This is a genomic window from Micromonospora trifolii, from assembly GCF_050516465.1.
Lineage (GTDB): Bacteria > Actinomycetota > Actinomycetes > Mycobacteriales > Micromonosporaceae > Micromonospora > Micromonospora trifolii.
Window position 1 is genome coordinate 1,496,491 of sequence record NZ_CP191526.1, and the last position, 22,155, is coordinate 1,518,645.

Genomic DNA, 22,155 nt, shown 5'->3' on the forward strand with positions numbered 1-22,155 from the left:
TCAGCCAGCCGTGCCCGATCCCGCAGCAGGTCGTCGTCAGGGAGGCTGCAACACCACAGGACGATGAACCCCATGTCGAGGCGGACCATCAAGCCGACGGGTACGTCGAAACAGGGCGGCCTGCCGCCGCGATTCCTTGTCTGCCGCCTACGAGGAGGAGGGGCGCCGGCGCCGAGATTCAATAGCTCGGATTAGCAGGGTTACGGCCTCCTCGGAGACGCCGTCGCGCATGTCAACCCCCTGCCGGCGCCGAACGAAGTCGGGAGCGGTGGAGAGGTCTGTGCCGGGGAGTAGGACGGGGATGATTAGCGTTTCCGCCCGATCGAGTGCGAGGTCCAACTCCCGCGTCTGCCATTGCGACTCGCCGGTGCGCGCCCCGACGCAGAGGAGCAGGACACTCGACGAACTTAGGGCGTTGTTCAGCGTCTCCTGCCAGTCTGTGCCGGGACTGATGTGTTGGTCGAAGAAGATTCGCAGGCCGGCCTGGGAAAGCCCGTCGACGATCTGGATGGCCTCGCGGCGGTTGTCGGCCTGGTAGGACACGAAGGCGTCGTACTTGACGCTGACCTCGGAGGTGTCCAGCTGAGAGAGGCGTTGCTGGGTGAAGAGAAAGCTGACGCTTGCTCCTCTTGGCACCGGATCAGTCAGCCACTCGTGGCCGTGCGCGCCCTTCAGCAACAGCCGCAGCTCGGGATCGGACAGCAGTTGGGTCGCCACCGTCGCGGCCGGGCCGGCGCCTCCCGCGTGTGTCGCGTAGGTGTCGGGCGTCCAGGCATCTACTGCCTTGGCGACGTCGTCCGAGGTGGTCAGTGCGTCGAAGACCTCTGGCCAGCGGTGCTCCAGACAACGGGTCACGGTGAAGAATCGGATCGGAATGCCGCCTCGTTCGACGGAGCCTGCGAGGTCCTGGCTGATCGCATGGTCGATGAGGATGTTGTTGACGAACCGGATCAGCGCACGTGGGTTGCCTCCCAGCGCTTGTGCCACCACCGGCAGCACCGGGTCGAGCTCTGCGGCGACCGTCGCCGGTTGGTCGGCCAGCAGCAGCTTGCAGAAGTGGCCCATCCGCCCCGTGGACGGCGGGATGTGGAACGGCAGTTGGACGATCTTGTCAAGGTAGAGTTCGCCCTTGAAGTCCGCGATGCCGTACTGCTTGGTGTAACGGTGCTGCAGATAGCCCTCGATCACCTTGCGGGCGACGCCGAGGACGAAGATGAAGCCGGGCTGGGCAAGAACCAGCTTGATGCTCTCGAGCAGCCGGATTGCCTGGTCTGGAAAGCAGCGGTCGAGGTCGTCGATGAGCACTACGACCCGCAGCGTGTCCTTGAGTTTCGTCTTGTCGAGGCTGTTGAAGGCTCCACCTCGGCGAAGCCCAGTACCTTGACCTTCGACTTGGCTGAAAAGCCGTACGCGATCGCTCGCAATGACCGGACGAGGCGCTTGCCGGCCGCTCCGAAGGTGGCGGCAATTCCTTGGTGCTGCTCCAGCGCCTGCACAATCGTACCGACGAGCGGGATGATTGGGTGCTCTTCTTGCTCGTAGCGCCAGGCGTTGAACCACACGGTCACCACGTTCGGGTCGTCGTCGAGGCGTCGCTCGATCAGGCGCATGAGGCTTGTCTTGCCGGTGCCCCACTCGCCGAAGACGCCGATCGTGAACGGGCCACGCGTGTTGGTCGCGGCGCTGGCCACGATCCGGGAGTAGGTGTCGAAGCCGAGACCCTCGCAGTTGCAGCCCAACGATCCGACCGTCCCGTCGTTGACCTGACCCACCAGCGGATCAAACGCCGGCCCCACCTTGTAGAGGGGCGACGCCATCGTAGGCACCGGTGACGGTCCTGAGGAGCTCGACATTGCTCGGGTAGGTCGCCGAGAGGAGTTCGCGTATTTCGGGTTCACGGTCATAGTCGTCGGCCAGACGTAAGCCGAGGATGACGTTGGCCATCATGCCGGCGGCGAGGGTCTGACTGGCTTGTTCGGGTGTGAGATCGCCGCGGTTGACGAGCACTCGGTAGACGCGGAGGAAGCCGTCTCTGGCGAGTGGCCCGATCTCCGGATCGGTGCCGGCGGTGAAGGCGTGCGCGAGGCAGAGTTGCAATCCCTGCTCCTTGAACAGTTGAAGGTAGGCGACACCGATACGCGGTGCGAGGTCGCCAGGTGCGTCGTCGTCGATCGTCTGCTCGAACACCTCGACCACTCTGTCGAGCGCGTGCTCGATCGCGGCTCGGATGAGCGCGTCTTTGCTTCCGAAGAGTGACACCACGTAGGGCTGGCTCACGGCGGCCTCGCGGGCGATGTCTGCCGTGGTGGTTGCGGCGAAGCCCTTGCTGCCGAAGATCCGGATCGCCGCTGCGAGCACGGAAGCGCGTCGCTGGGGCGAGGAGATTCGTTTCTGACCCATGGTTGACATGTTATCAATCAATCAATAACCTTTGCGATGCGCTGCCGATCGGCCACCTCGGCGGGAGCACCGGCGATCGCGGCGATCGGCTCCAGCCGTGCTTTCTCATGTGCGGTGTCACGTCGCGGATGCTGCGGCACAGCTCGCCGATGGGGCGTAACACTGCGCAGTCCGGGCACGATGAGAGGACCGGGTATGGACGTGCTGATGTTCGCCACCGTCGCGGTGCTGGGGTTCACGGCGTGCGCCGAGTTCGGCTCCTATGCTTTTGTGCATCCGGTGGTCAAGCGTCTGGCGCCGCGTGACCACATCCTGGTCGAACAGGGTCTGCTGCGTACCTTCGGGATTGTGATGCCGGTGCTGATGACGGCTTCGCTCGTGCTGGCTATCAGCTACGCGGCCCGCCCTGATGGGGCCGGGTTGCCCGAGGTGTTGCGTTGGGTCGCGGCCGCGACCTGGGCCACGGGCATCGTCACGACCGTGGTCGTGAACGTGCCGATCAACCTGTCCACACTGCGCTGGGACAAGGATTTCCCTCCGGAGCGCTGGCAAGAGCGCCGTAACCGCTGGGAGTGGTTTCAGGGATACCGTTCGTGGGCCTATCTCGCGGCCTTCCTGCTCGTCGCCCTCTCGGTCGCCACGGTCGGCTGAGAGAGTGTTGGGTTACCCGTTGACCACGTGAAGTGAGTTGACGGGATCCGTTGTGGTGTCCGGGATTGCAGAAGCGGATACCGGATCAGTGCGACCGGCTTGCCGACGGTCAGTCGCGGCCAGTACCCGCCTGGCTTTGGATGCGGTGCCCGTGGGACGAGGTGGCGTGGCCTTCGTGGCCGTCGTCTACCTCGTAATCTTCCGTACCAGGACAGCCTGTCATGAGGCGCCTCATGACACTTCAGGTCAGGAGTTCGCGGGCCAGGGCCCCGGTCCACCAGCGTTCGACTTGATCGGGTTGCCAGCCGCGTTCGTCGGTCAGTGTGGTGTAGACGTCGATGTTGCAGATCGCCGCGTAGATATCGACGGCCGACGGAATGTCCAATCCTTGCCGGAGAACGCCGCCCGGCCAGGACGAGAACACCTGGATCCTGGTCTCGTCCCCCCGCTGACGGCCGTCGCGGTAGACGCTCGCCAGCTCGGGCTCGGTGCGGCCCGCCTCGCGCACGAGCGTGATGACGTCACCGGCGCGCTCGAAGAGGCGCCGGTCGTAGCCGGCCATCGCCGCGAGTTGCCGCACCGGATCGTTCTCGGCCCCTTCCAGTTCGGCGAGCGACTGCGATGGATCCGCGGCGATGTCTGCCGCGTCGGCCAGGGCCTGGATCAGCCCGGTCTTGTTCCCGTACACCGCGTAGACGGTCGGCACCGAGACCCCGGCCTCCCGCGCCACGTCACGTACCGTGGTCGCCGCCCAGCCCCGGGAGAGGAACAGCCGACGAGCGGCGCTGGCGATCTCACCCCTGGTCTCTGCCGCTTGCGCCGCCCGGCGCAGCGACTCGTACCTGCGCCTGCCTGCCTCGGCGGTCATGACTCGCCCCCTTCGGTTTCCGGACCTTATATTGAATAGATGTCACGTAAACTCCGCGTCGAACGAATCACCTGGACGTTCTCACGGATCGCCGGACTCGCCGGACTCGGCTTCGCCATCCTGATCGTCTCCATCAACGCCTTCCTGGTACCAGCCGGCCTGCCCCACACCGGTGCGGAGACCAACGCCGTTGTCCAGTTCTTCACCACCCAACAGAACACCGTCGGCCTCGCGTCAGCACTCGCACCGATCGCCTGGGTGCTGGCCACCCTCTTCGGCGCCGGCGCGGTCTCCGTGCTGTGGCGAACCGACCGCGAGCAAGGCACAGCCTGGTCCCTGGTCGGATTCGCCGGGGTGATCCTGCAGAACATAACCTTCACCGGCGTGATGGCCACCCGGCTCGCGCTCGCGTCAACGACCGCGCACGACAGCAGCACGATCGCCGGACTCTGGGCACTGCACAACGCGCTGTTCATCTTCAACGGCACCTTCTTGGCACTGGCCATGACCGGCCTGTCCATCAGCGGCCGAAGCGCCGACCTGATCCGCCGCTGGCACGGCGGGATCGGCCTGCTGGCCGCCGCACTCCAGTTCGGCTCGGCCGTGCTGAGTCCCCTGGTCATCGACGACCCCGGTCCAGTCGGTCTCCTCGGCCTTGTCGGTTGGCTGATCTGGGTCGTGTGGATCGTCGCCTACAGCATCACCCTGATCCGCCTGACATCCGTTCCCATCCAGGCGTTACCGAACAATCGACGCACCGGTCCCGTTGAGTCATTTCGATCAGACCATCGGCAGGCCGATCTACCCGACGGCCAGCGTCGCCATCCAGCACAGCAGCGCGTCGAACCGCCGGAGAGCGCGCAGGCATAGACATCCGCTCATCGGCATGAGCGCGCACCGCGTCGGGTCGTGGAGGCGCGTCGGCTGAGAGGGCTCGTGAGAAAGACGGGTTCCGAACGCCTGGCGCGGGACCTAGGTGGGCTGATCTTCAGCTGAGCGGGATGGCGCCGATAAGGCGTATCCCACGTCGGCATCGGTCCGTAGCGGTCCACCGAGATGAACCCCTTGCCCGGGGTAGGCGAGTCGCGACGGGCGGGCGCACGCTGTTTCTGGTGACGGCACGTCCCCGATGGCGGGGGAGCGGGGCGCGGTGGGACCCAGCACTGTCATGTCTGCCGGGCCCCCCGGTTACCCCCCGAAAACCCCCGTCTGCCGTTGACAATCAGTGACAAGGAGCGACCAGCGTTTGATCGTGTCTGTGCAGCTCAGCGCCTATTTTTGGCAATCAATGACAAGCTCGATTTCGTTACGGATGGTAACAAGGGGTCGTCGGTTCGAATCCGGCCGTCCCGACGCAGGTCAAGGGGCTGATCCGGAATCGGGTCGGCCCTTTCGCCGTCTTGGGGACCAAGATCAGTCAAGTTGGAGTTGGCCTGGCGCTGCTTGACCGTCGGTCAAGCTTCAGCGACCAGTGCGGTTGATTGCCGGATTCTTTTTCTTGCTGAATCAAGGCGGCCCGCAAGCGGGCCGCGCCGCCAGGCCCCGGCCTGCTGGCGACCTCCGGCCGGCATCGGCCGGGCCGGCCGGCCACGCTAAGGGACGACACGATCGGAAGACCTCAGGGCTCCTCCCCGAACCCCGGCCCTCAGAGATCAGCTGGGGGCGGATCACCACAAGGGCTACCAGCCTCCCCGGACGGGGACAAGGTCGTTCGTACGGTAGGGCGCTCCACCTTGTCCCCGTCCGGGGAGGCTGGACGGTCTACGACTGCGCGACGAGGAGATTCGCAGTGTCAGCACTGTCGAATGCGGATAAGACGCATAAGCGGGGCGTGACGCGGGCACAAGGCAGCGGACGGTCCGAAACCACAAGACCTCAGCCGCCGGCACCACTGCTACTTCGGCGGTAGTACCACGAGCGCACGATGAAGGACTTCATGATGACCGCTACCGCCCACGAAGTTGCCGAGACATTGAACCGGGCGTTCGACGAGCCATCCATGACGATGACGATCCTGCTCGCCGACGTCATCCCGGCGCTCGCTGAGTTCGACCAGGAGGCCACGACTGCCGCCGACCCGGACAGCTACCGCGACCGGATCGTTCTGAACGACGGCAGCATCATCCTGTATGACCCCCGTACCGAACGTTGGACTGTCAGCAGCACCGAAGAGGTCGCCGCATCCGACCAGCGACGCCTGACTTCACCTTGAGTAGATCTTCGAACGCCACGGGCGATGGCGAAGCGGTGCGTCTGCAATGTGTGTGGCCAGGTCGAAGTGGCTCACCGAGGTACTGCTTGCTGACGAGGGTCGACGACCCGCTGAGCCATTGGGCTGACCGCCGGTGCTCGACCAGGGCCCAAGGCTCAGACGTCGCCGTGACCGCCCCGGACAACAGGTACGTCCGTCGGGAACGAGGCCCGGATGTGCTTGGCGTGCTGGACATGTCGAGGCGTTCCTGCGCCTTGCAGGTGTCGCTGTCTGGGTCGCGGGAACCTGCCAGCTCCAGCACGAGGGGGTCGGCCTTCGCCGAACTGGGCCACCTCGGGTTCACGTCGCCGCGCGGCGTTCATCCGCGCGCGTTGGTCAGCTCCACCGGGCGCGTGCGGAGGGCACTGATCGTGGGCAGCACGGAAGCTACGACGGCCACCACCGCGCACGCCCCCAGCGCCGCCGCGAGGGTTTGCCAGGGCAGGACCACTGTCGACCGGACCGACAGCGCGGCCAGCGAGCCCCAGATGCCGAGCACGTTGAACGCCGTCACGATCGTGCCGAGCACTGCGCCGACCACGACGACCGTCAGCGCCTCGACGCCGACCAGGACGAGGATCTGCCGGTTCGTCGCGCCGACGAGCCGCAGCACGGCGAGGTCGCGTACCCGGTCCGAGGTGGCCATCACCATCGTGTTCCCCAGCGCGATACCGGTGTAGATCAGCGCGATGCCGAGGACCACGAGGTAGCCGACGCGGGTCTGGCGGCTGCTGCTCGGGTACTCCGACTGGATCCACTCCGCCCGGCTCTGCACTTCGGCCCCGGTCGGCTGCAGGGCGGCCCGCACTGCCGCGGCACCGGCGATCGTGTCGGCGCCGACGGCCCACGTGACGTCCAGCCGGTCCGGTGCCACCCCGGGGGCGTTGCGGGGGGTCACGAAGACGCCGTTGTTGCCCGTACCGGCAGCGATGACGGCGGCGATCCGCAGGGATACCTTCGTGCCGTCGCCGAGCCAGACGCCGACCCGCTCGCCGACGGTGCGCTGCGCCCACTCGTCGTTGACGACGATGCTGCTGTCGGCCAGGTCGGCCAGGTCGCCGGAGCGCACCGGCAGCTTGCGGGCGACGGCGAGCTCGCGGGGATCGACGGCGTGCGCGTCCGAGCGGATCAGGGCGGTGCCCTCCTCCAGGGTGTACACGGCGGTGGTGGCGCTGGCTGTCACCGTGGCGCCGGGCACCTGCCGGACCTGCATGACCGTACGGCTGTCGAGGCCCGCGGCCGCGTCGTCCGCCTGCACGATCAGGTCGGCGCGGGTCTGGCCGCGGATCTCGGCCACTTTTGCCTCGCTGATGGTCGCCGTCGCCCCCAGCAGCGATCCGGCCAGTGCCACGGTCACCAGCACCGGGGCGGCGATCGCCGCGGTACGCCGGACCCCGGCGGCGGCGTTCTCTCGCACCAGCATGCCGGTGGCACCGGGTAGTTGCGCGGGAAGCCAGGCGAGCAGCCGGGTGAGCGGCTGGACGAGGATCGGCGCGAGCAGTGCCACCGCGGTGATCAACAGCATCGGCTGGGTGGTGTACGTCTTGCGGTGCAGGGCGTCGGCGGGGTCGGACAGCATCCGCCAAGAGAGCGTGCCGAGCCCGGCGGCGAGCAGCCCGGCGCCGAATATCCAGCGCCCGAGCGTCATCGCCCTGCTGTCCACCGACGCCTCGCGCAGCGCCTCGACCGGACGGATCCGTCCGGCCCGGACCGTCGCTACCGTGACGCCGGCCAGCGCCACGAGCAGTCCGGTCCCAAAGGCCACATGGTACGGCCACGAATGGGCGCCGATGGTGAACCACGGCGGGGCGAGCTGTTCGTCGACGAGCAGGCTCGCGAGCCAAGGGGCGCCGTACGAGCCGAGCACGCACCCGGCGGTCGAGGCGAGTACGCCCACCGCCGCCGCCTCCATGAACATCATCGAGCGGACCTGCCTCGGGGTGGCCCCAGCAGTACGTATCAGCCCGATCTCGCGGCGCCGCTGGGCGACGGCGAAGGCGAACGTGGACCCGACCACGAAGACGGAGACGAACGTGGTGACGCCGCCGGCGGTGCCCAGCAGCGCGTTCATGGCGATGAGGGCGTCCCGGTCGCGGTTGGGCTCCGGATCGGCCCGGTGCCGGTCGTCGCCGGTGAGCACCTGCATGTTAGCGCTCGGGCCGACGAGCCTACGGACCGCATCGGGCGCCGCCTGCACGACGAGGTTGTCGATCCGAGGCGACAGCTTCGCCGCCTCCTCGTCGGTGAAGAACATCGCCTCCTCGAAGCGGGCCGGCGCGACCACGCCGGAGACCAGACGGTTGCTCAGCCCCGCCGACGTACGCACCGGCAGCGTCGTGCCGACCAGCGAAGGGTCGCCGGCCAGCACGACCTCGCCGGGCTTGCGCGGATCGCGCCCACCGGTCAGCCGGTACCCGCCGAAGGCGGCGATCGACCACGGATGCCCGACCAGGCCGTGGTTGTCGCCCGTGGCCATCCGGACCGGGAACGACCGGTCGGCGATGGTGGTCATCTTCACGGCGAGCGCCGTGGCGATCTCGGGCGCGACACCCCGCGGCTGCGCGAGCGGCTGGGTGCGGTCCCCGATCGGGGAGGGCACCCGCAGCTCGTCGGGGCCCCGCACCACTACCGGCGCCGTGGCGAAGCGCTCGGGCTTCTGCTGCGGTGCGTCCAGTGTCGAGGCCAGCCCGAGGCCCATCGTGGCGATCAGGGCCACTCCCAGTGCCAGTGCGACGAACGTGCCGATGAGCGTCACCCATCGGGTCCGCAGCGTGCTGAGGATCACGGTCAGCACGCGACAATCTCCATCCGGGTCATGCGGGCCGCGACAGCCGCGGCGGTCGGCGACTTCAACTCGCCGTTGAGGTGGCCGTCGGCGAGGAAGACGACGCGGTCGGCGTACGACGCGGCGACCGGGTCGTGGGTGACCATGACGATGGTCTGCCGCTGTTCGTCCACCATGGTTCGCAGCATCGTGAGCACCTCGCTACTTGTGGTGGAGTCCAGCGCGCCGGTGGGCTCGTCGGCGAAGAGCACCTCGGGTTGGGTGATCAGTGCCCGGGCGATGGCGACCCGCTGCTGTTGGCCGCCGGACATCTCGCCGGGGCGGTGCTTGGCGCGGCCGGCCAGCCCCACCTGGGCAAGGGCGTCCTGGATCTGGGAGCGGCCCGGACGCCGCCCAGCCAGGCGCAACGGCAGCGCCACGTTCTGCTCGGCCGTCAGGGCTGGCAGGAGATTGAAGGATTGGAACACGAAGCCGATGCGCTCGCGGCGCAGCAGGGTCAGCTTCGTCTCGTTGAGCGTCGTCAGGTCCGTCTCACCGAGCAGCACCGAGCCGGACGTCGGGCGGTCGAGGCCGGCCGCGCACTGCAGCAGCGTCGACTTGCCCGAGCCGGAGGGACCCATGATGGCGGTGAAGGTGCTCTCGGAGAAGGACAGCGACAGTTTGTTCAGAGCGGCCACCGCTCCGTCACCCGCGCCATAGGCGCGGGTGACGGAGCGGAGCCGGATCGCGTCACGGGTCACGGTTAAACGTTGGCGTACGGCGAGGCCGCGCACAGGCTCGCAGGAGTGAGTCTTTGCGGTAGTGCTAGCGATACGACGCGGTGCGAGGCGAGCATGCAGCCGGAGATCACCATGCTCTGTCCCGGCGCGAGAAGGCCGATGAAGGAGAGTGCTGGCAGCGATCCTGTTGGTAACGCAGGCGCTACCTTCCCCGGTCGCACCTGCTGGCTGGAAACGCGATCACGCGCCGCCTACGGTTGTTCGGGTGAGCGCGCAGAATGTGTGGCACGCATTAGCCCGGCCCGGTTTCTTGCGGTCCGGCTGGCCCTTGCGCTCGGTGGGCTATCTGATCGCCAGCGGGTTGACGGGATTCCTGACGCTGGTCGTCACGCTGCTTCTGCTCTCGGTCGGGGGCCTGCTGGCGGTGGTGGTCATCGGGATCCCGCTGCTCGGCGCGATCCCCCTGCTGGGCCTGCCTGTTGCCGGCATCGAGCGCTGGTCGTTGCGACTGATCGGCGCCCGTCCGGTGCCGAACGCGCACCGGACCCCGCCGCACCCGGGCCTCGCCTCGTGGCTGCGGACCCGCTTCACCGAGCCGGTCACGTGGCGCGAGCTGGGATTCGCGGCGCTGCTCATGCTGGTGCTCTGGCCGATCGACCTGCTTGCCGTGCTCCTGGCGGTGACCGTGCCCCTCGCGTTGCTCGCCACCCCGCTCCTGCTTGCCACCGTGGGCGAAGGACAGCAGGTCAACGTGCTGAAGGCGTACCCGGTCACCTCCTGGCCTGCTGCCTTCGCCGTCTGCGCGGCGGGGCTCGTCGCTCTGGTTGCCTGCGCGTACGGGTTGGGTCTGCTGGCCGGTTCCCGTGCGGCGCTGGCCCGATTCCTCATCGCCTCGCCGATCAGTCCGCTGGGCGACCGGATCACCGAGCTCACCCGCTCCCGGCTCCGCCTGGTCGACGCGTTCGAGGCCGAGCGCGGGCGCATCGAGCGAGACCTGCACGACGGCGCACAGCAACGCCTCGTGGCGCTCACGATGATGCTCGGCATGGCCCGGCTGGACGCGCCCGCCGGACCGCTAGCTGAGCAGTTGACCCGCGCGCAGAACGAGGCCGAACGGGCTCTCGTGGAGTTGCGGGAACTGATTCGCGGCATCCATCCACCGGTCCTCACCGATCACGGCCTCGATGCGGCACTCGTTGATCTGGCGGCTCGATCCGCGATTCCGGTGGACGTTCACCTCGCCCTGCCGCAGCGATTCTCCCGGCCGATCGAGTCGACGGTCTATTTCGTTGTTTCGGAGGTGCTGTCGAACATGGCCAAGCACTCCGGCGCTGACCACGGCGAGATCTTCGGCGGCTATTCGCATGGCCGCTTGGTGGTAACCATCTGCGACAACGGCCGCGGTGGTGCCGACGTCGGCGCGGGGACGGGCCTGCTCGGTCTCGGCGACCGGGTTTCTGTCGTCGATGGCAGACTGTCGCTGTCCAGCCCGCTGGGTGGACCCACCCAGATAGTCGTGGAGATTTCTTGCCAGCCACTACCGGACTCCGAATAGTCCTCGCCGAGGACAGCGTTCTGCTGCGGGAGGGCCTGATCGGCCTGATGGCGCGGTTCGGGCACCGGGTCGTGGCCGCGGTGTCCGAGGCCGACAGCCTGCACGAAGCGGTGCAGACGCACGATCCCGACGTGGTCGTGACCGATGTGCGCATGCCACCGGGATTCAGGGACGAAGGGCTGCGTGTCGCCGTGGAATTGCGCCGCACCCGCCCCGGCCTGCCGATCCTGGTGCTCAGTCAGTACGTCGAGACGGTGTACGCCACGGAACTGCTCAACGTCGGTGACGGGACAAGCCTCGGTTACCTGTTGAAGGACCGCATCGGGCAGGTGGAAGAGTTTCTCGACGCCCTCAACCGGGTCGTGGGAGGGGGCACCATCGTGGATCCCGAGGTCGTGCGGCAGATGCTGCGCCGGCGGCGGAACCCCTTAGGACCGCTCACCGCTCGCGAGCGCGAGGTGCTGGCGCTGGTCGCGGAGGGCCGCTCCAACGCCGCGATCGCCGCCAGACTGGTGGTAACCGAGGCGGCGATCGCAAAACACATCCGTAACATCTTTCAGAAGCTGGACCTGCCGCAGGCCGAGGAGAACCACCGGCGAGTGCTGGCGGTGCTCACGTTCCTCCGCTCCTGACCCTGGCCTGCGCTTTTCCCCTTAGCGAGGCGGCCCGAACGCAGCAGCAAGGCCCACCCGCGCCGTCCTGCGGCCCGGGGCATCTCCCGGCCATGACAGCTCGCTGTCACCGCCTCCTCACAATCCGGACACGGCGTGACCCTCCACGTCATGTTGCGGGCGCTGACCTCGGAGACGCAGACGATGGTGCTCTGCTGATCGACCCCGGCCGCATGCCGGCGCTCGTGCGCGAGGAGAAGGCTGGCTCCGCATACATGGTGCACGCGGTTGATGCGGTACACGTTGACTCCGCTTGATGGATTACGCGGTCCCCGATCCGCTGGCTACCGACGATGAACCTCTGGCCGAAGACGCGGATGCGGCAACATTCGCTTCTAGCCGATGAGCGAGCGGCGATCGAATTCCTCCTGGCGGCCGTCGAAGTTGGAGCACCGCAGCTTGCTTGACTGGTGCGGTCCGCCCGCGATTGGGTGGCGCCGTGAGCAAACTGTGGACCGCCCCCGAGGACGACCCCAGGACCTTCGGCGAGCCCGTCGGCGAAAAGGCGACCTACCGGGAGTACCTCGGCAACTACCGTCTGACCATCGAGATGAAGTGCGACGGACTGGACGCCGAGCAGCTCGGCCGACGCTCGGTACCGCCCAGCACCCTGAGCTTGCTCGGCCTGGTCCGCCACCTGGCTCAGATGGAGAACCACTGGTTCCAGCGCGTGTTGCAAGGGCGGACCGACGCATCACGCCTTGACAAGCACGAGGACGACCCGGATTGGGACTTCGGGGGCCGGGTCCCCGACCCAGCGGTGGTGAAGGACGTCTTCGCAACCTGGAAGGCCGAGATCGCCAGGGCGGACGAATGGCTCGACGCCCTCGAGGAGGCCGACCTGGGCCGCCAGGTGCCGGTCGACGGTGGCAGCCACGCCATGCGCGACGTGCTTGTCCACGTGATCGAGGAGTATGCGCGGCACGCTGGCCACGCCGACCTCCTGCGCGAGTGCATCGACGGGCGAACCGGTCTGTGACCCACCGGGGCGGTGGGTCGGCATAAGGACCGCCGTCAGGATGCAACCTCACCGTGAGGAACGCCGGACAGCAGAACCGGGGCGGCCCGGAGCCAGTGAGTGACAGACTGGGTGACGATCACGACGATCACGCGTGGACGCGTCGGGACGAAGTCGGATCGTCTCAGCAGTTCAGCCGATGCTTCAGGGCAGTTCGGAGGGCCGTGTTGGTTGCCTGGGGGTCAAGGGGCCGTCGGTTCGAATCCGGCCGTCCCGACGCAGGCCAGAGGGCTGATCCGTAAATCGGGTCGGCTCTTTCGCCGTTCGAGACCAAGATCAGTCAGGTTGGAGTTGGCCTTGCGCTGCTTGGCCGTCGGTCAAGCTTCAGCGAGCAGCGCGGTTGTCAAGCGTTGCCACCGGGCCCCAGCAGCAAACTGACCTGAGCCAGCATGTCTGACGACATAGCCCCAGGGCGGCGGAACGCGTGCCTAGTCTCGCTGATCCGCCCGGCCGGCGTCAGAGTCCATTGCTGCGGACCCCAGCAGCCCTGCTCCGCAAGGAGTATCCGAGCCAGCGCCCGGGTCTCTCCGGCGGCGCCGCAGGCGGTCAACATCGCAGCGAGGACGTCGTTCGCGTCTAGGGGGAGGTCCGCGTCGCTCATGATCGGCAACAACAGAAGGAAGGTGTGAGGGTCAAGGCTCGGGGCCGATCCGGCTTCGGCCGCCTTATGCGCGACGGCGAGCAACTCTGGCCAGCACAGCCCAGGCCCCTGAAGCAACCTTCGACCCTTGCCAAGGGAACCGTCGTCTTCCAGTCAGGATGGTGCAGCAGATAGTCGTACCCCCCTTCCCCGGGATGGTTGCGGTACAAGACATGAAGCATGTGCCCTGCCGAGAGCGGGACTGACAGCGCTGGCCACTGGCGCTCAGCGCTGACCCGTTCGAAAAACTGCAACAGGTCGGCCTTGCTGACTCCGAATCCCGCACACAGCGGCTCTTCGACGCCGTTGGTGCATTGCAACAAGTGGCTCGCCCAGAACAGTGGCTCGTCTACCAGGTACGCACCATCGACCAGGGGGTCGTCTTCATAGCCTGGAATCATGGGCATCGGTCGATTCTGGCAGAGATCGCTGACCCCAGCCTGACCCCGCATGACGCCAACGGCTGCCACTAGATGAACGTTGGCCACGAGCTAGCCGGAAGACGACGCCGGTGTCGGCGGACGCGGGACGCTCCTATGGATCAGATGGCGGCGGGGTGCCAGCTACGAGCCAGTAGCCGGTGCCCCGGGCGGGCACGAGCGGGCAGGAGCCGTGACCCGCTCGCCTGCCGCCAGCAGGCGTCTCGGGACGGTGATCGTCGTCCTTCCCAATTGGCGGTGCGGGCGCGCCCGGGTGCGCCGTGCCCGGACCGCGGCCGGGCCGGGCAGCCGATCAGCTGGTTGTCCGGACGACCCGGGGACTCCAGGGCTGGAGGCAGTGCCCGCACCGTCGTCGGCGTTATCGCTCGCACCCGCCGTAGCGGCGTTCGGCAGTCGGGTCGGCGTTGTCCAGGGTGGGGTTGCCTCCTTGTGACAGGGTCACGCGGAGTTGCGCCACTTGCGGCCGTGCCGGCCGATGAGCCGGTCGGCGTCGGTCGGGCCCCAGGAGGCGGCCTCGTAGGTGGGGATCGGCGAGTTGTCCTTCTCCCAGTTGTCGATGATCGGGTCGACGATCCGCCAGCACTGCTGCACCTCGTCGCTGCGGATGAACAGCGACGCGTCACCGATCAGCGCGTCCAGGAGCAGACGCTCGTACGCCTCCGGGGACTCCTCGGCGAACGTCTGGTCGTAGGAGAACTCCATCGTGGCGGTTCGGACCCGGAAGGAGTGGCCCGGCACTTTGGCACCGAAGCGCAGCGAGATGCCCTCGTTCGGCTGGATTCGCAGGATCAGCGCGTCAGCATCGAGGCCGGTGAGCTGGTCGGTCGGGATCGGCAGGTGCGGCGGCCGCTGGAACTGCAGTGCCACCTCGGTGAGCCGGGCCGGCAGGCGCTTGCCGGTACGTACGTAGAACGGCACCCCGGCCCAGCGCCAGTTGTCCACGTTGAGCCGCATCGCGGCGTAGGTCTCGGTCCGCGACAGGGGGTCGACGCCAGTCTCCTCGCGGTAGCCGGCCATCAGCTCCTCGCGGGTGCCACCCCGGGTGTACTGTCCCCGGACCGCGGCCTCGGCGATGTCCCGGTCGGTGGGGAGCCGGATCGCCTGCAGCAGCTTGACCTTCTCGTTGCGCAGGCCCTCAGCCTCGAATGAGGCCGGTGGCTCCATCAGTGCCAGCGCGAGGACCTGGAGCACGTGGTTCTGCACGATGTCCCGCATCGCGCCGGCGTCTTCGTAGAAGCCGCCGCGGCTGCCGACGCCGAGGGTCTCGGCGACGGTGATCTGCACATGGTCGACCCAGGAGCGATCCCAGATGGGCTGGAAAATCGAGTTCGCGAAGCGCAGCGCCAGCACGTTCTGGACGGTGTCCTTGCCCAGATAGTGATCGATACGAAAGACCTGGTGCTCGTCGAACGCGCTGTGCACGACGCCGTCGAGCTCGCGGGCCGTGACCAAGTCGCGCCCGTACGGCTTCTCGATGACCAGGCGGGAGAAGGAGCCTTCGCGTGGTTGGTTGAGCCCGACACCGGCCAGTCCGTTGATCACCGGCGCGAAGGCCGCGGCCGGAGTGGACAGGTAGAAGAGCCGGTTGCCGGACGTGCCCCGCTGTGCGTCCAGCTCGTCGAGGGTCTCCACGAGCTGCTTGTAGGTCTCCGGGTCGTCGTAGCCGCCGGCCACGTACCGCACGCCGCCCAGGAGTTGGCGCTTGCTGGCGAGGGTGCGTTCGCCGAGGGCGCTCTCGGCGAACTGCTCGTCGGTCATCGATGTGCGCGCGACGCCGACCAGTGCGAACTGGTCCGGGAGCCGCTCGTGCCGAGCCAGGCTCTCGACTGCGGGCAGCAGCTTACGGCGGGTCAGGTCACCGGAGGCACCGAAGATCACCAGCGTGGCCGGCGGGGCACTCCGCTCCTGGATGAGCTGAGATGCGTGGTCCATGGTCTGCGTTCCTCCGGGCACAAGGGGTGTGGGGTTGGGGTGCCGTGCTGTCATGCCAGGATTTGTGTGGCTATGGCAGTAGTGTCCGGGGCCGCGCGGCGTGGCCCGTTGGTCGCGGAGCTTGAGCGTCGCATGCCGGGCTGACGGGTAGGAGACTCGGTGGCGATTCGTGCGGTCTGTCGGCGTACGAGGTGGTGGTACGAATGATCGTGGCCGGGCAGCCCGCGGAGATCGACGGGCTCGCCGACGCCGCTGCCGGGGACCGCCAGGGTGCGGCTGCGGAGTGGCGCTGGTCCGGTGGTGATGGGGTGTGTTCGACGGGACCACGGTCCCATCCCATGCCCGTCGGTGTGTTTGGTTGGGGGCGCCCGCTACAGGCTTAGGCGGCCGATAAAACCTCGTGCTGCCTCAGCCTGACAAGTTCAGACTGGCCTGCACTGCGCGCTGCTCTTCGCCGTCACCCGAGCCGCGACGACGGCGGGCGGGGACGTTCGGCGCCTCCGGCCCCCACGGTCATCGTCACTCGCGGCCGGCGCGCAGATCTCGAGGTTGGTGACGGTGGGCCCGGCGCAGTCCGTGGCGGCCGATGTCTACGAGAAGCAAGGCCGAGGATATCTATCGATATATGCTGGGCTGGAATTCACCTTTGTGGAGGGATGCTGATGACCACGCGACGAATGAGTGCTCGGCTGGCAGGTATCGCGCTGCTCGCGGCGGCGGTGACCTACGTTGTGCCCGCGACACCGGCGTCGGCGGCGTGTGGGCAGGGCTGGTCGGACCGGAGTGGCCGTACAGCCGTGGTGACGGCGAACGGCGTCCGCTACCGTACCGGGCCGCACACATCCTGCACCGCCTATGGCCAGGTGAATCGCGGCGTGACGGCGTACCTGGACTGCGCCACGCGCGGCGACACGGTCAACGGCATCGCCGTCTGGTGGCACGTGCGCTTCAGCACCGGTGGGTCCGGCTTCATCAGCGGGGCGTACCTCAACCCGTGGGTCCAGTACACCACCGAGAACTGCTGATCGGCCGATCGGCCGGGACCAGGGCTCGCACTCGCGACGAACGACCTGGTTCCGGTCGATCGACGGTTCGGCGTAGGTCCGATCTGCGCGGCCCGGTACGTTTTCGCCGCAAGTAGCGCTTCGGTAGGTCGTCGTTCACCTTGAGGGCGGCCTCGTCCGTGCCAACCACCGGCCGCAAGGTCACTTTGACGCGGTGGGTGTCGCTCTTGCTGTATTCGCCGCTGCCGCCGATCGTGATGACCTTGCAGATACCGGCGCCCGCGGGTGCTCCGCCCTTTGCCGTCGCGACCGCCCAACCGGTCCGGTCCGTTCGACTCGACGGCTGTTTGGAACCCTCGTTCGTGCAGCCGCTGCCCGGCGGCAGCATCCTGCTCATCAGAGGGCGCATCCGCAGCGGCGCCGACGCCGAGATTTGGAGCCCCGACGGGAGCCGTGTGCGGCAGGGGGAGCCGCTGGTTGGCCCTGACCTGCGTTGCTGCGGTCGAGCGGTGCGGCGTGACCTCCACACATGGGGGCGCATCCCACGGAAACGAAGCGGATGGAGCGGCACGGCAGGCAGCTATGACATAGATGGGATTACATGTCTTGCATGATCTCAGGTATGAAGGCCGAAGGCACGTCTCGGTGCTGATTCCTGAGAAGGAGCGACAGATGAAACATGCCCTGCGCCGCCTACGAACGGGGGCAGTCGCGCTCGCTGCCTGCACACTTGGGCTGAGCCTACTGTCGGTACCCGCCGCCGAGGCGTACTCGGTTGCCCCTCTCGCGCCACAATCCGAGCGGGCGCCGGAATCGAACCAGTTTTCGGCTGAGGGTGTGACCACGATCGGTGAACTCCGCACCGTCGACAGCTCCCTGTCCTACGCCCCGACCGGTGGGACACAGATCATTCACCACCCCGGTGCCACCTACGTCAAGGTGCACTTCAGCTCACTGCGACTGGCCCAAGGCGACTACGTCACCGTGTCGAGCCGCGACGGCAAGGAGAGCTACCGGTACGACCGCCACCTGAACCGGGCGACCAGTTCGGACTACACCACCGACGGACAGCCGGGTTTCTGGGCGATGTCGGTGGAGGGCGACACCGCCGTGGTGACACTGCACAGCAGCCGCCCCTCACGTGGCAGCGCCGCCACCATCGACCGGTTCTGGCGCGGATACGACCGCACGGAAATCGCCGCGCACAACTTCTCCACCCAGTCCGTGTGCAGCACCGACGCCCGCCGGGACGTGGTCTGCTACCAGAACAGCCACCCCACCGAGTACGCCCGCGGCAGGGCGGTGGCGCGCCTGCTGATCAGCGGCGGTGGACTGTGCACCACCTGGCGGGTCGGCAACACCAACCGGATGCTGACGAACAAGCACTGCTTCTCGACGCAGTCCGCCGTGAGCGGCAGCGAGATGCAGTTCAACTACCAGTGCGCCACCTGCGGCGGCGCGAATCCCGGCGCCGGCACCAAGGTCAGCGGTGCCACCCTCTACAGGGTGAGCAGCGGCGGCTCCAACCAGCTGGATTACACCCTGTTCTCGGTCAACAACTTCGCCGCCATCCAGGGATTCGGCACGCTGTACCTGGCAACTACCGCCACCAGCAACGGCACCCGGATCTATGTCCCCGGGCACGGCGACGGCAGCCCGAAGCGGCTGTCGATCTACGAGGACACCCAGAACGGCGCGACCTGCGCCGTCCGGAACGCGAACTACAACACCTGGAACATCAGTTACAGCTGTGACACCTCCGGCGGCAACTCGGGTTCACCCGTGCTGAACGCCAGCCACCGTGTGATCGCCCTGCATCACCTCGGCGGTTGTCCGTCGAACCAGGGCGCGAAGGCGCACCTGATCTACAACGAGATCGCCAGCCTGATCGACAACGGCTGAGACGGTGGGCCGCCGATGCGCGCTCTGCGCCTTGGCGGCCCATCGGCATCCTCGCCGCTCGACCTCGGTAACGGCGTCGCCGGACGACGCCGCACGTCGATGACGTCGAACACGGGCTTCAGTTGGCCGTTCTTTCACTTGCCACGTAGGTCGGTAGGGACCGACGCGTCGCGGCGTCTGGCGCGCAGATCCCGACAAGACAAGCCTGCAGCTGCGCAAAGCGTGGTCACGACTTTGCGGTCGTCCTGCTGGGCGGCGATGACGGCGGTCAGCGTCACGCTCGCCAGGGTACGAGTCACGGCCCGGGCGGCCAGCGTGTCAACGTCGGCTCCGTACTGCGTCGTTCACCTCCCGTGCCGCCGAGCGGTGGCTGCTTTGCATGGGAAGTTCCGCGTGGAGCGGAACTGGCATCATGGCCGCATGCCGAGCGATCTCTGGGTGTCGATGGTCTCCCTGGGTGGCGTGGTCCTCGGCGGTGCCCTGTCCTTCGGCGTGCAGCATCAGACCCAGCGCTCGGCGGAGCGGGCCGAGGAGCGGCGGCGGGGTCTCGCTCTGGCGGAGGGCCGTCGCGCGGAACGGTTCGCCCAGCTTGAGAGGTTCATCGAGGTGACGGCTGAGGCGGAGCGGTGCGCGTTCAACCGCCCGGCGAGCTGGACCGTCGGCGACGAATGGCTCGTCGAGACGCAGGCTGTGATGAACCGGGTCTGGGTCGCGGAGCGGCTGATCCGGCTGACGTTCCCGCTCGCGGTGCATGAGGCGGCGCGGGCCTACTTTTTCGATCTCAACCTCGTCGTCTGGGAGGGGCTGCCGGACGGGGAAAGCGTCCGGGACTATCTCGAAGCGAACCGCCTGGCATTCCTCGACGCGGCGAGGGTGGCTGTCGGTTGAGTGGCGTCAGAGGGCGTGGTGGCCCGCGTCGTGTCACCGGAGACGGAGGTCCTGGCCGACATGTGACGCTGCTGCTGGTGACGGTATCGAGTCTGCTCTCAGTCGTGCTGGCTGTCGTGGTCAACGTCGCGACCGGCGGTGAACTGCCCGAGCCGGTCGCGGCGTACGGATGGCTGGCCTGGCCCACGGTCGCCGTCCTGGCCCTCACCGGGGTCGGTCTCGCCCTGTGGCAGCACCGGCTGGGACAGGCCAGCCAGCCTTCGGTGGCACCGGTTCCCCCGCCTGCGGACGACCCGGCTCCGCAGAGTGAACTACCGGTCGCGCCCCGACTCGTCGGCCGCGAGGCGGAGCTGGCTGCTGTCGAGGAGCTGGTCGGGGCGGGAGCGCAGGTCGTCGTTGTCTCCGCGGCGGGGGGCACGGGAAAGTCCGCGCTGGCGCTGTCGTACGCCCATGGAGTCCGCGAGCACTTCCCGGACGGCCAGTTGTACGTCGCTCTGGGCGGCGCCAGTGCGACTCCCGTGCCACCACGGGAAGCCCTGATCCGGTTGCTCCGGGCGGTCGGCCGCGACGCTGAGGAACGGCGGGGCACGCTCGACGAGTTGTCCTCGCGCTTCCGGTCAGCGGTCGCCGACCGACGGCTTCTCGTCCTGCTCGACGATGTCTTCGACGCGGCGCAGGTGCGACCGCTGATCCCCGCGGGCGCGGGTTGTCTCACCCTGGTCACGAGTCGCCGGCTCATCGCCGATCTGCCGGGAGCCGCAGTCCTGACCCTCGACGCGCTATCGCCCGGGCAGGCACTGAAACTGTTGACCGCCACGATCGGAGCGGACCGGGTCGCGGCCGACCCCTCGGGCGCACGACGGCTGGTCGAGATCTGCGCGGGGCTACCGCTTGCGGTGCGCATCGTCGGATCTCGGCTCCGGGCCCGACCCAGATGGACTCCGTCCGCCCTCGCCGACCGCTTGTCGGACGAGGACCGTCGGCTCGACGAGCTGCGGCTGGGCGACCGGGCAATCAGGTCTACCTTCCAGTCCACGTACGACGAGTTCAGCGACGTGGACCGGCTGGTGTTCCGGCGAGCCGGGGCGCATCCGGGTGTGGTGTTCGGTGTCGAGTCGGCGGCCCGTCGGTGCGGACTTGATCGACGGGTGGTGCAGGATGCCCTGGACCGACTGGTGGACGCCTTCCTGATCGAGGCGCCGACACCGTCGAGTTATCGGCTGCACGACCTCCTGCGGTTGTTCGCTGCTGAGATGCTGGAGCGGGAAGAGACGCCCGGCGACCGTGTTGCCTGCCTGATCCGGCAGCTGGAGTGGCTGCGGGACCTGGCCGCATCCGGCGGCGACGTCGCGTTTGAACGCGACAACATCCTGGCCGTGCTGCGGACCGCGGTTGCGGAGGGACTCACCGATCAGGCGTGGGCACTGGTGGAGGCGGTGCACCCGCTGCTGACCGCAGCCGACGACCACAGTTACCGGCTACAGCTGTGGCGGTCGGCAGAGCGGGCGGCAGCCGATGACCGGAGAAGAGTGCGGGCTTTGCGATGGATTTCGCATTCCTACGGACTGGCCGGCGAGGTCGAGCGCGAGCTGACCACAGCGCGGGAGGCCGTCGCAGTCGCCGAGCGACTCGGCGATCCGGGAGAGCTGGCACAGACCACGCGCCGGCTGGGCGAGGCGCTGCGGGCGCACGGCCGTCCGGATGAGGCGGAAGGGCAGCTGCTCCGGGCCCTGCGACTGTTCCAACGGTCGCACACGGTCGAGGAGGAGATCGAGGTTCGCTCCGCCCTGGGCGTCCTCTACAACACCCTTCGTCGTCCCGAGCGCAGCATTCCGACGCTGGAACGAGCGGCAGCGCTCCTTTCGGCGCCGGAGACGGCCTTGCACGGCTACGTGCTCCTGGGGTTGGCCGCAGGACACAAGCTCGCCGGCCACCCGACGGAGGCGTTTGCCCTGACGACGCGGGCCTTCAGCATCGCCGACCGTCTGGACGACGAGTTCCTCCGCGGATACTGCCTCCACGAGCGTGGCTGGCTCGCCGTGGAGGACGATCGGCACCGTGACGCCGAAAAGGACTTCCGCGCCATGCTGGAGATCTTCCTGCGGATCCGGCATGGCGCCGGGGTAGGCGCAGCGCACCAAGCCCTCGGATCAGTCGCTGCAGCTCAGGGTCGTCGGGACGAGGCGGTCCAGGCGCTCCGGGCGGCGATCAACGAATACGAAAGGCTGGGAAACAGGAAGCTCGCCGACGAGGCCCGGAGTTCCCTGTCCGCGCTGGATTCCCCCCGGCGATCGTGACCAATACCCCGGGCCATACCGCCCCGGCGCGTCCATGGGCGTTCCGCGGTGCCGGCAGGGCGTCGGCTCTAAGTGGCCCACTCCGTAAGTCCTTCGGGGTTATGCGGCCAGGGCGTCGATCGAGAAGTAGATTT

The 22,155-nt window shown here is 67.8% G+C and carries 20 protein-coding genes; 10 read left to right on the plus strand and 10 right to left on the minus strand.

All coding sequences use genetic code 11. The annotated features are described in order from the left end of the window. Positions 1-147: 147 nt before the first annotated feature. Genes ACQRWP_RS06835 through ACQRWP_RS06845 form a run of 3 tightly spaced genes read right to left on the minus strand, consistent with a single transcriptional unit; the run spans position 148 to position 2,400 of the window. Entirely contained in the window at positions 148-1,305 is a 1,158-nt protein-coding gene (locus tag ACQRWP_RS06835) for a TIR domain-containing protein (RefSeq protein ID WP_430501295.1), read from the minus strand. After that, positions 1,305-1,817 carry a KAP family P-loop NTPase fold protein gene (locus ACQRWP_RS06840; RefSeq protein ID WP_430501296.1) on the minus strand — a complete coding sequence of 171 codons (513 nt, stop codon included), beginning with the start codon at positions 1,815-1,817 and terminating at the stop codon, positions 1,305-1,307. Before ACQRWP_RS06840 ends, ACQRWP_RS06835 begins: the two co-directional genes overlap by 1 nt. Further along, a complete protein-coding gene (locus ACQRWP_RS06845) occupies positions 1,780-2,400 on the minus strand; it encodes a TetR/AcrR family transcriptional regulator (protein ID WP_430501297.1) in 621 nt (206 codons plus the stop codon). Before ACQRWP_RS06845 ends, ACQRWP_RS06840 begins: the two co-directional genes overlap by 38 nt. Before the next feature lie 195 nt (positions 2,401-2,595). Between ACQRWP_RS06845 and ACQRWP_RS06850 the strand changes: the two genes are divergently transcribed. Then, on the plus strand, positions 2,596-3,051 hold the full coding sequence (locus ACQRWP_RS06850) for a DUF1772 domain-containing protein (protein WP_196926089.1): 456 nt from the start codon (positions 2,596-2,598) through the stop codon (positions 3,049-3,051). Positions 3,052-3,292: 241 nt separating this feature from the next. On the opposite strand, the gene ACQRWP_RS06855 is transcribed toward ACQRWP_RS06850, so the two are convergent. Together ACQRWP_RS06855 and ACQRWP_RS06860 are read right to left on the minus strand one after the other, a co-directional pair. Continuing rightward, positions 3,293-3,919 (minus strand): TetR/AcrR family transcriptional regulator, encoded by a 627-nt coding sequence (locus ACQRWP_RS06855; RefSeq protein WP_430501298.1) that lies wholly within the window; start codon positions 3,917-3,919, stop codon positions 3,293-3,295. Positions 3,920-4,000: 81 nt separating this feature from the next. Continuing rightward, positions 4,001-4,132: a hypothetical protein gene (locus ACQRWP_RS06860; RefSeq protein WP_430501299.1), complete on the minus strand. Its 132-nt coding sequence runs from the start codon at positions 4,130-4,132 to the stop codon at positions 4,001-4,003. A 45-nt stretch (positions 4,133-4,177) separates the two neighbouring features. Between ACQRWP_RS06860 and ACQRWP_RS06865 the strand changes: the two genes are divergently transcribed. Then, positions 4,178-4,789, plus strand: a complete 612-nt coding sequence (locus ACQRWP_RS06865) for a hypothetical protein (protein ID WP_430501300.1) — start codon at positions 4,178-4,180, stop codon at positions 4,787-4,789. A gap of 1,054 nt (positions 4,790-5,843) precedes the next feature. Beyond that, on the plus strand, positions 5,844-6,131 hold the full coding sequence (locus ACQRWP_RS06870; RefSeq protein ID WP_430501301.1) for a hypothetical protein: 288 nt from the start codon (positions 5,844-5,846) through the stop codon (positions 6,129-6,131). A gap of 358 nt (positions 6,132-6,489) precedes the next feature. Here the strand turns inward: ACQRWP_RS06870 and ACQRWP_RS06875 are convergent, their stop codons facing one another. Together ACQRWP_RS06875 and ACQRWP_RS06880 are read right to left on the minus strand one after the other, a co-directional pair. Then, positions 6,490-8,964, minus strand: coding sequence for an FtsX-like permease family protein (locus ACQRWP_RS06875; protein WP_430501302.1), 2,475 nt, complete (start codon positions 8,962-8,964; stop codon positions 6,490-6,492). Beyond that, positions 8,958-9,695: an ABC transporter ATP-binding protein gene (locus ACQRWP_RS06880; RefSeq protein ID WP_430501303.1), complete on the minus strand. Its 738-nt coding sequence runs from the start codon at positions 9,693-9,695 to the stop codon at positions 8,958-8,960. Before ACQRWP_RS06880 ends, ACQRWP_RS06875 begins: the two co-directional genes overlap by 7 nt. A gap of 148 nt (positions 9,696-9,843) precedes the next feature. On the opposite strand from ACQRWP_RS06880, the gene ACQRWP_RS06885 reads away from it, so the two are divergent. The 3 genes from ACQRWP_RS06885 to ACQRWP_RS06895 all read left to right on the plus strand — a co-directional run bounded on the left by ACQRWP_RS06885 (position 9,844) and on the right by ACQRWP_RS06895 (position 12,879). After that, positions 9,844-11,229, plus strand: a complete 1,386-nt coding sequence (locus tag ACQRWP_RS06885; RefSeq protein ID WP_430501304.1) for a sensor histidine kinase — start codon at positions 9,844-9,846, stop codon at positions 11,227-11,229. A 47-nt stretch (positions 11,230-11,276) separates the two neighbouring features. Further along, the gene (locus ACQRWP_RS06890; protein WP_430501305.1) at positions 11,277-11,861 is read left to right on the plus strand and encodes a LuxR C-terminal-related transcriptional regulator; all 585 of its coding nucleotides are present in this window, start codon (positions 11,277-11,279) and stop codon (positions 11,859-11,861) included. A gap of 478 nt (positions 11,862-12,339) precedes the next feature. Continuing rightward, a complete protein-coding gene (locus tag ACQRWP_RS06895; protein ID WP_430501306.1) occupies positions 12,340-12,879 on the plus strand; it encodes a DinB family protein in 540 nt (179 codons plus the stop codon). A 1,557-nt stretch (positions 12,880-14,436) separates the two neighbouring features. On the opposite strand, the gene zwf is transcribed toward ACQRWP_RS06895, so the two are convergent. Then, positions 14,437-15,930 (minus strand): glucose-6-phosphate dehydrogenase, encoded by a 1,494-nt coding sequence (zwf, locus tag ACQRWP_RS06900; RefSeq protein WP_430501307.1) that lies wholly within the window; start codon positions 15,928-15,930, stop codon positions 14,437-14,439. Positions 15,931-16,592: 662 nt separating this feature from the next. Here zwf and ACQRWP_RS06905 point away from each other — a divergent pair. Next, positions 16,593-16,955 (plus strand): hypothetical protein, encoded by a 363-nt coding sequence (locus ACQRWP_RS06905; RefSeq protein ID WP_430501308.1) that lies wholly within the window; start codon positions 16,593-16,595, stop codon positions 16,953-16,955. Here ACQRWP_RS06905 and ACQRWP_RS06910 read toward each other — a convergent pair. Next, the gene (locus ACQRWP_RS06910) at positions 16,918-17,475 is read right to left on the minus strand and encodes a trypco2 family protein (protein ID WP_430503146.1); all 558 of its coding nucleotides are present in this window, start codon (positions 17,473-17,475) and stop codon (positions 16,918-16,920) included. The genes ACQRWP_RS06905 and ACQRWP_RS06910 overlap by 38 nt on opposite strands. Positions 17,476-17,771: 296 nt before the next feature. On the opposite strand from ACQRWP_RS06910, the gene ACQRWP_RS06915 reads away from it, so the two are divergent. Next, on the plus strand, positions 17,772-18,836 hold the full coding sequence (locus ACQRWP_RS06915) for a trypsin-like serine peptidase (RefSeq protein ID WP_430501309.1): 1,065 nt from the start codon (positions 17,772-17,774) through the stop codon (positions 18,834-18,836). Positions 18,837-18,970: 134 nt separating this feature from the next. Here the strand turns inward: ACQRWP_RS06915 and ACQRWP_RS06920 are convergent, their stop codons facing one another. Then, positions 18,971-19,114: a hypothetical protein gene (locus tag ACQRWP_RS06920; RefSeq protein WP_430501310.1), complete on the minus strand. Its 144-nt coding sequence runs from the start codon at positions 19,112-19,114 to the stop codon at positions 18,971-18,973. Between the two features lie 142 nt (positions 19,115-19,256). On the opposite strand from ACQRWP_RS06920, the gene ACQRWP_RS06925 reads away from it, so the two are divergent. Next, a complete protein-coding gene (locus ACQRWP_RS06925; RefSeq protein WP_430501311.1) occupies positions 19,257-19,724 on the plus strand; it encodes a hypothetical protein in 468 nt (155 codons plus the stop codon). A 77-nt stretch (positions 19,725-19,801) separates the two neighbouring features. Beyond that, positions 19,802-22,021 carry an NB-ARC domain-containing protein gene (locus ACQRWP_RS06930; RefSeq protein WP_430501312.1) on the plus strand — a complete coding sequence of 740 codons (2,220 nt, stop codon included), beginning with the start codon at positions 19,802-19,804 and terminating at the stop codon, positions 22,019-22,021. Positions 22,022-22,155 lie beyond the last annotated feature (134 nt).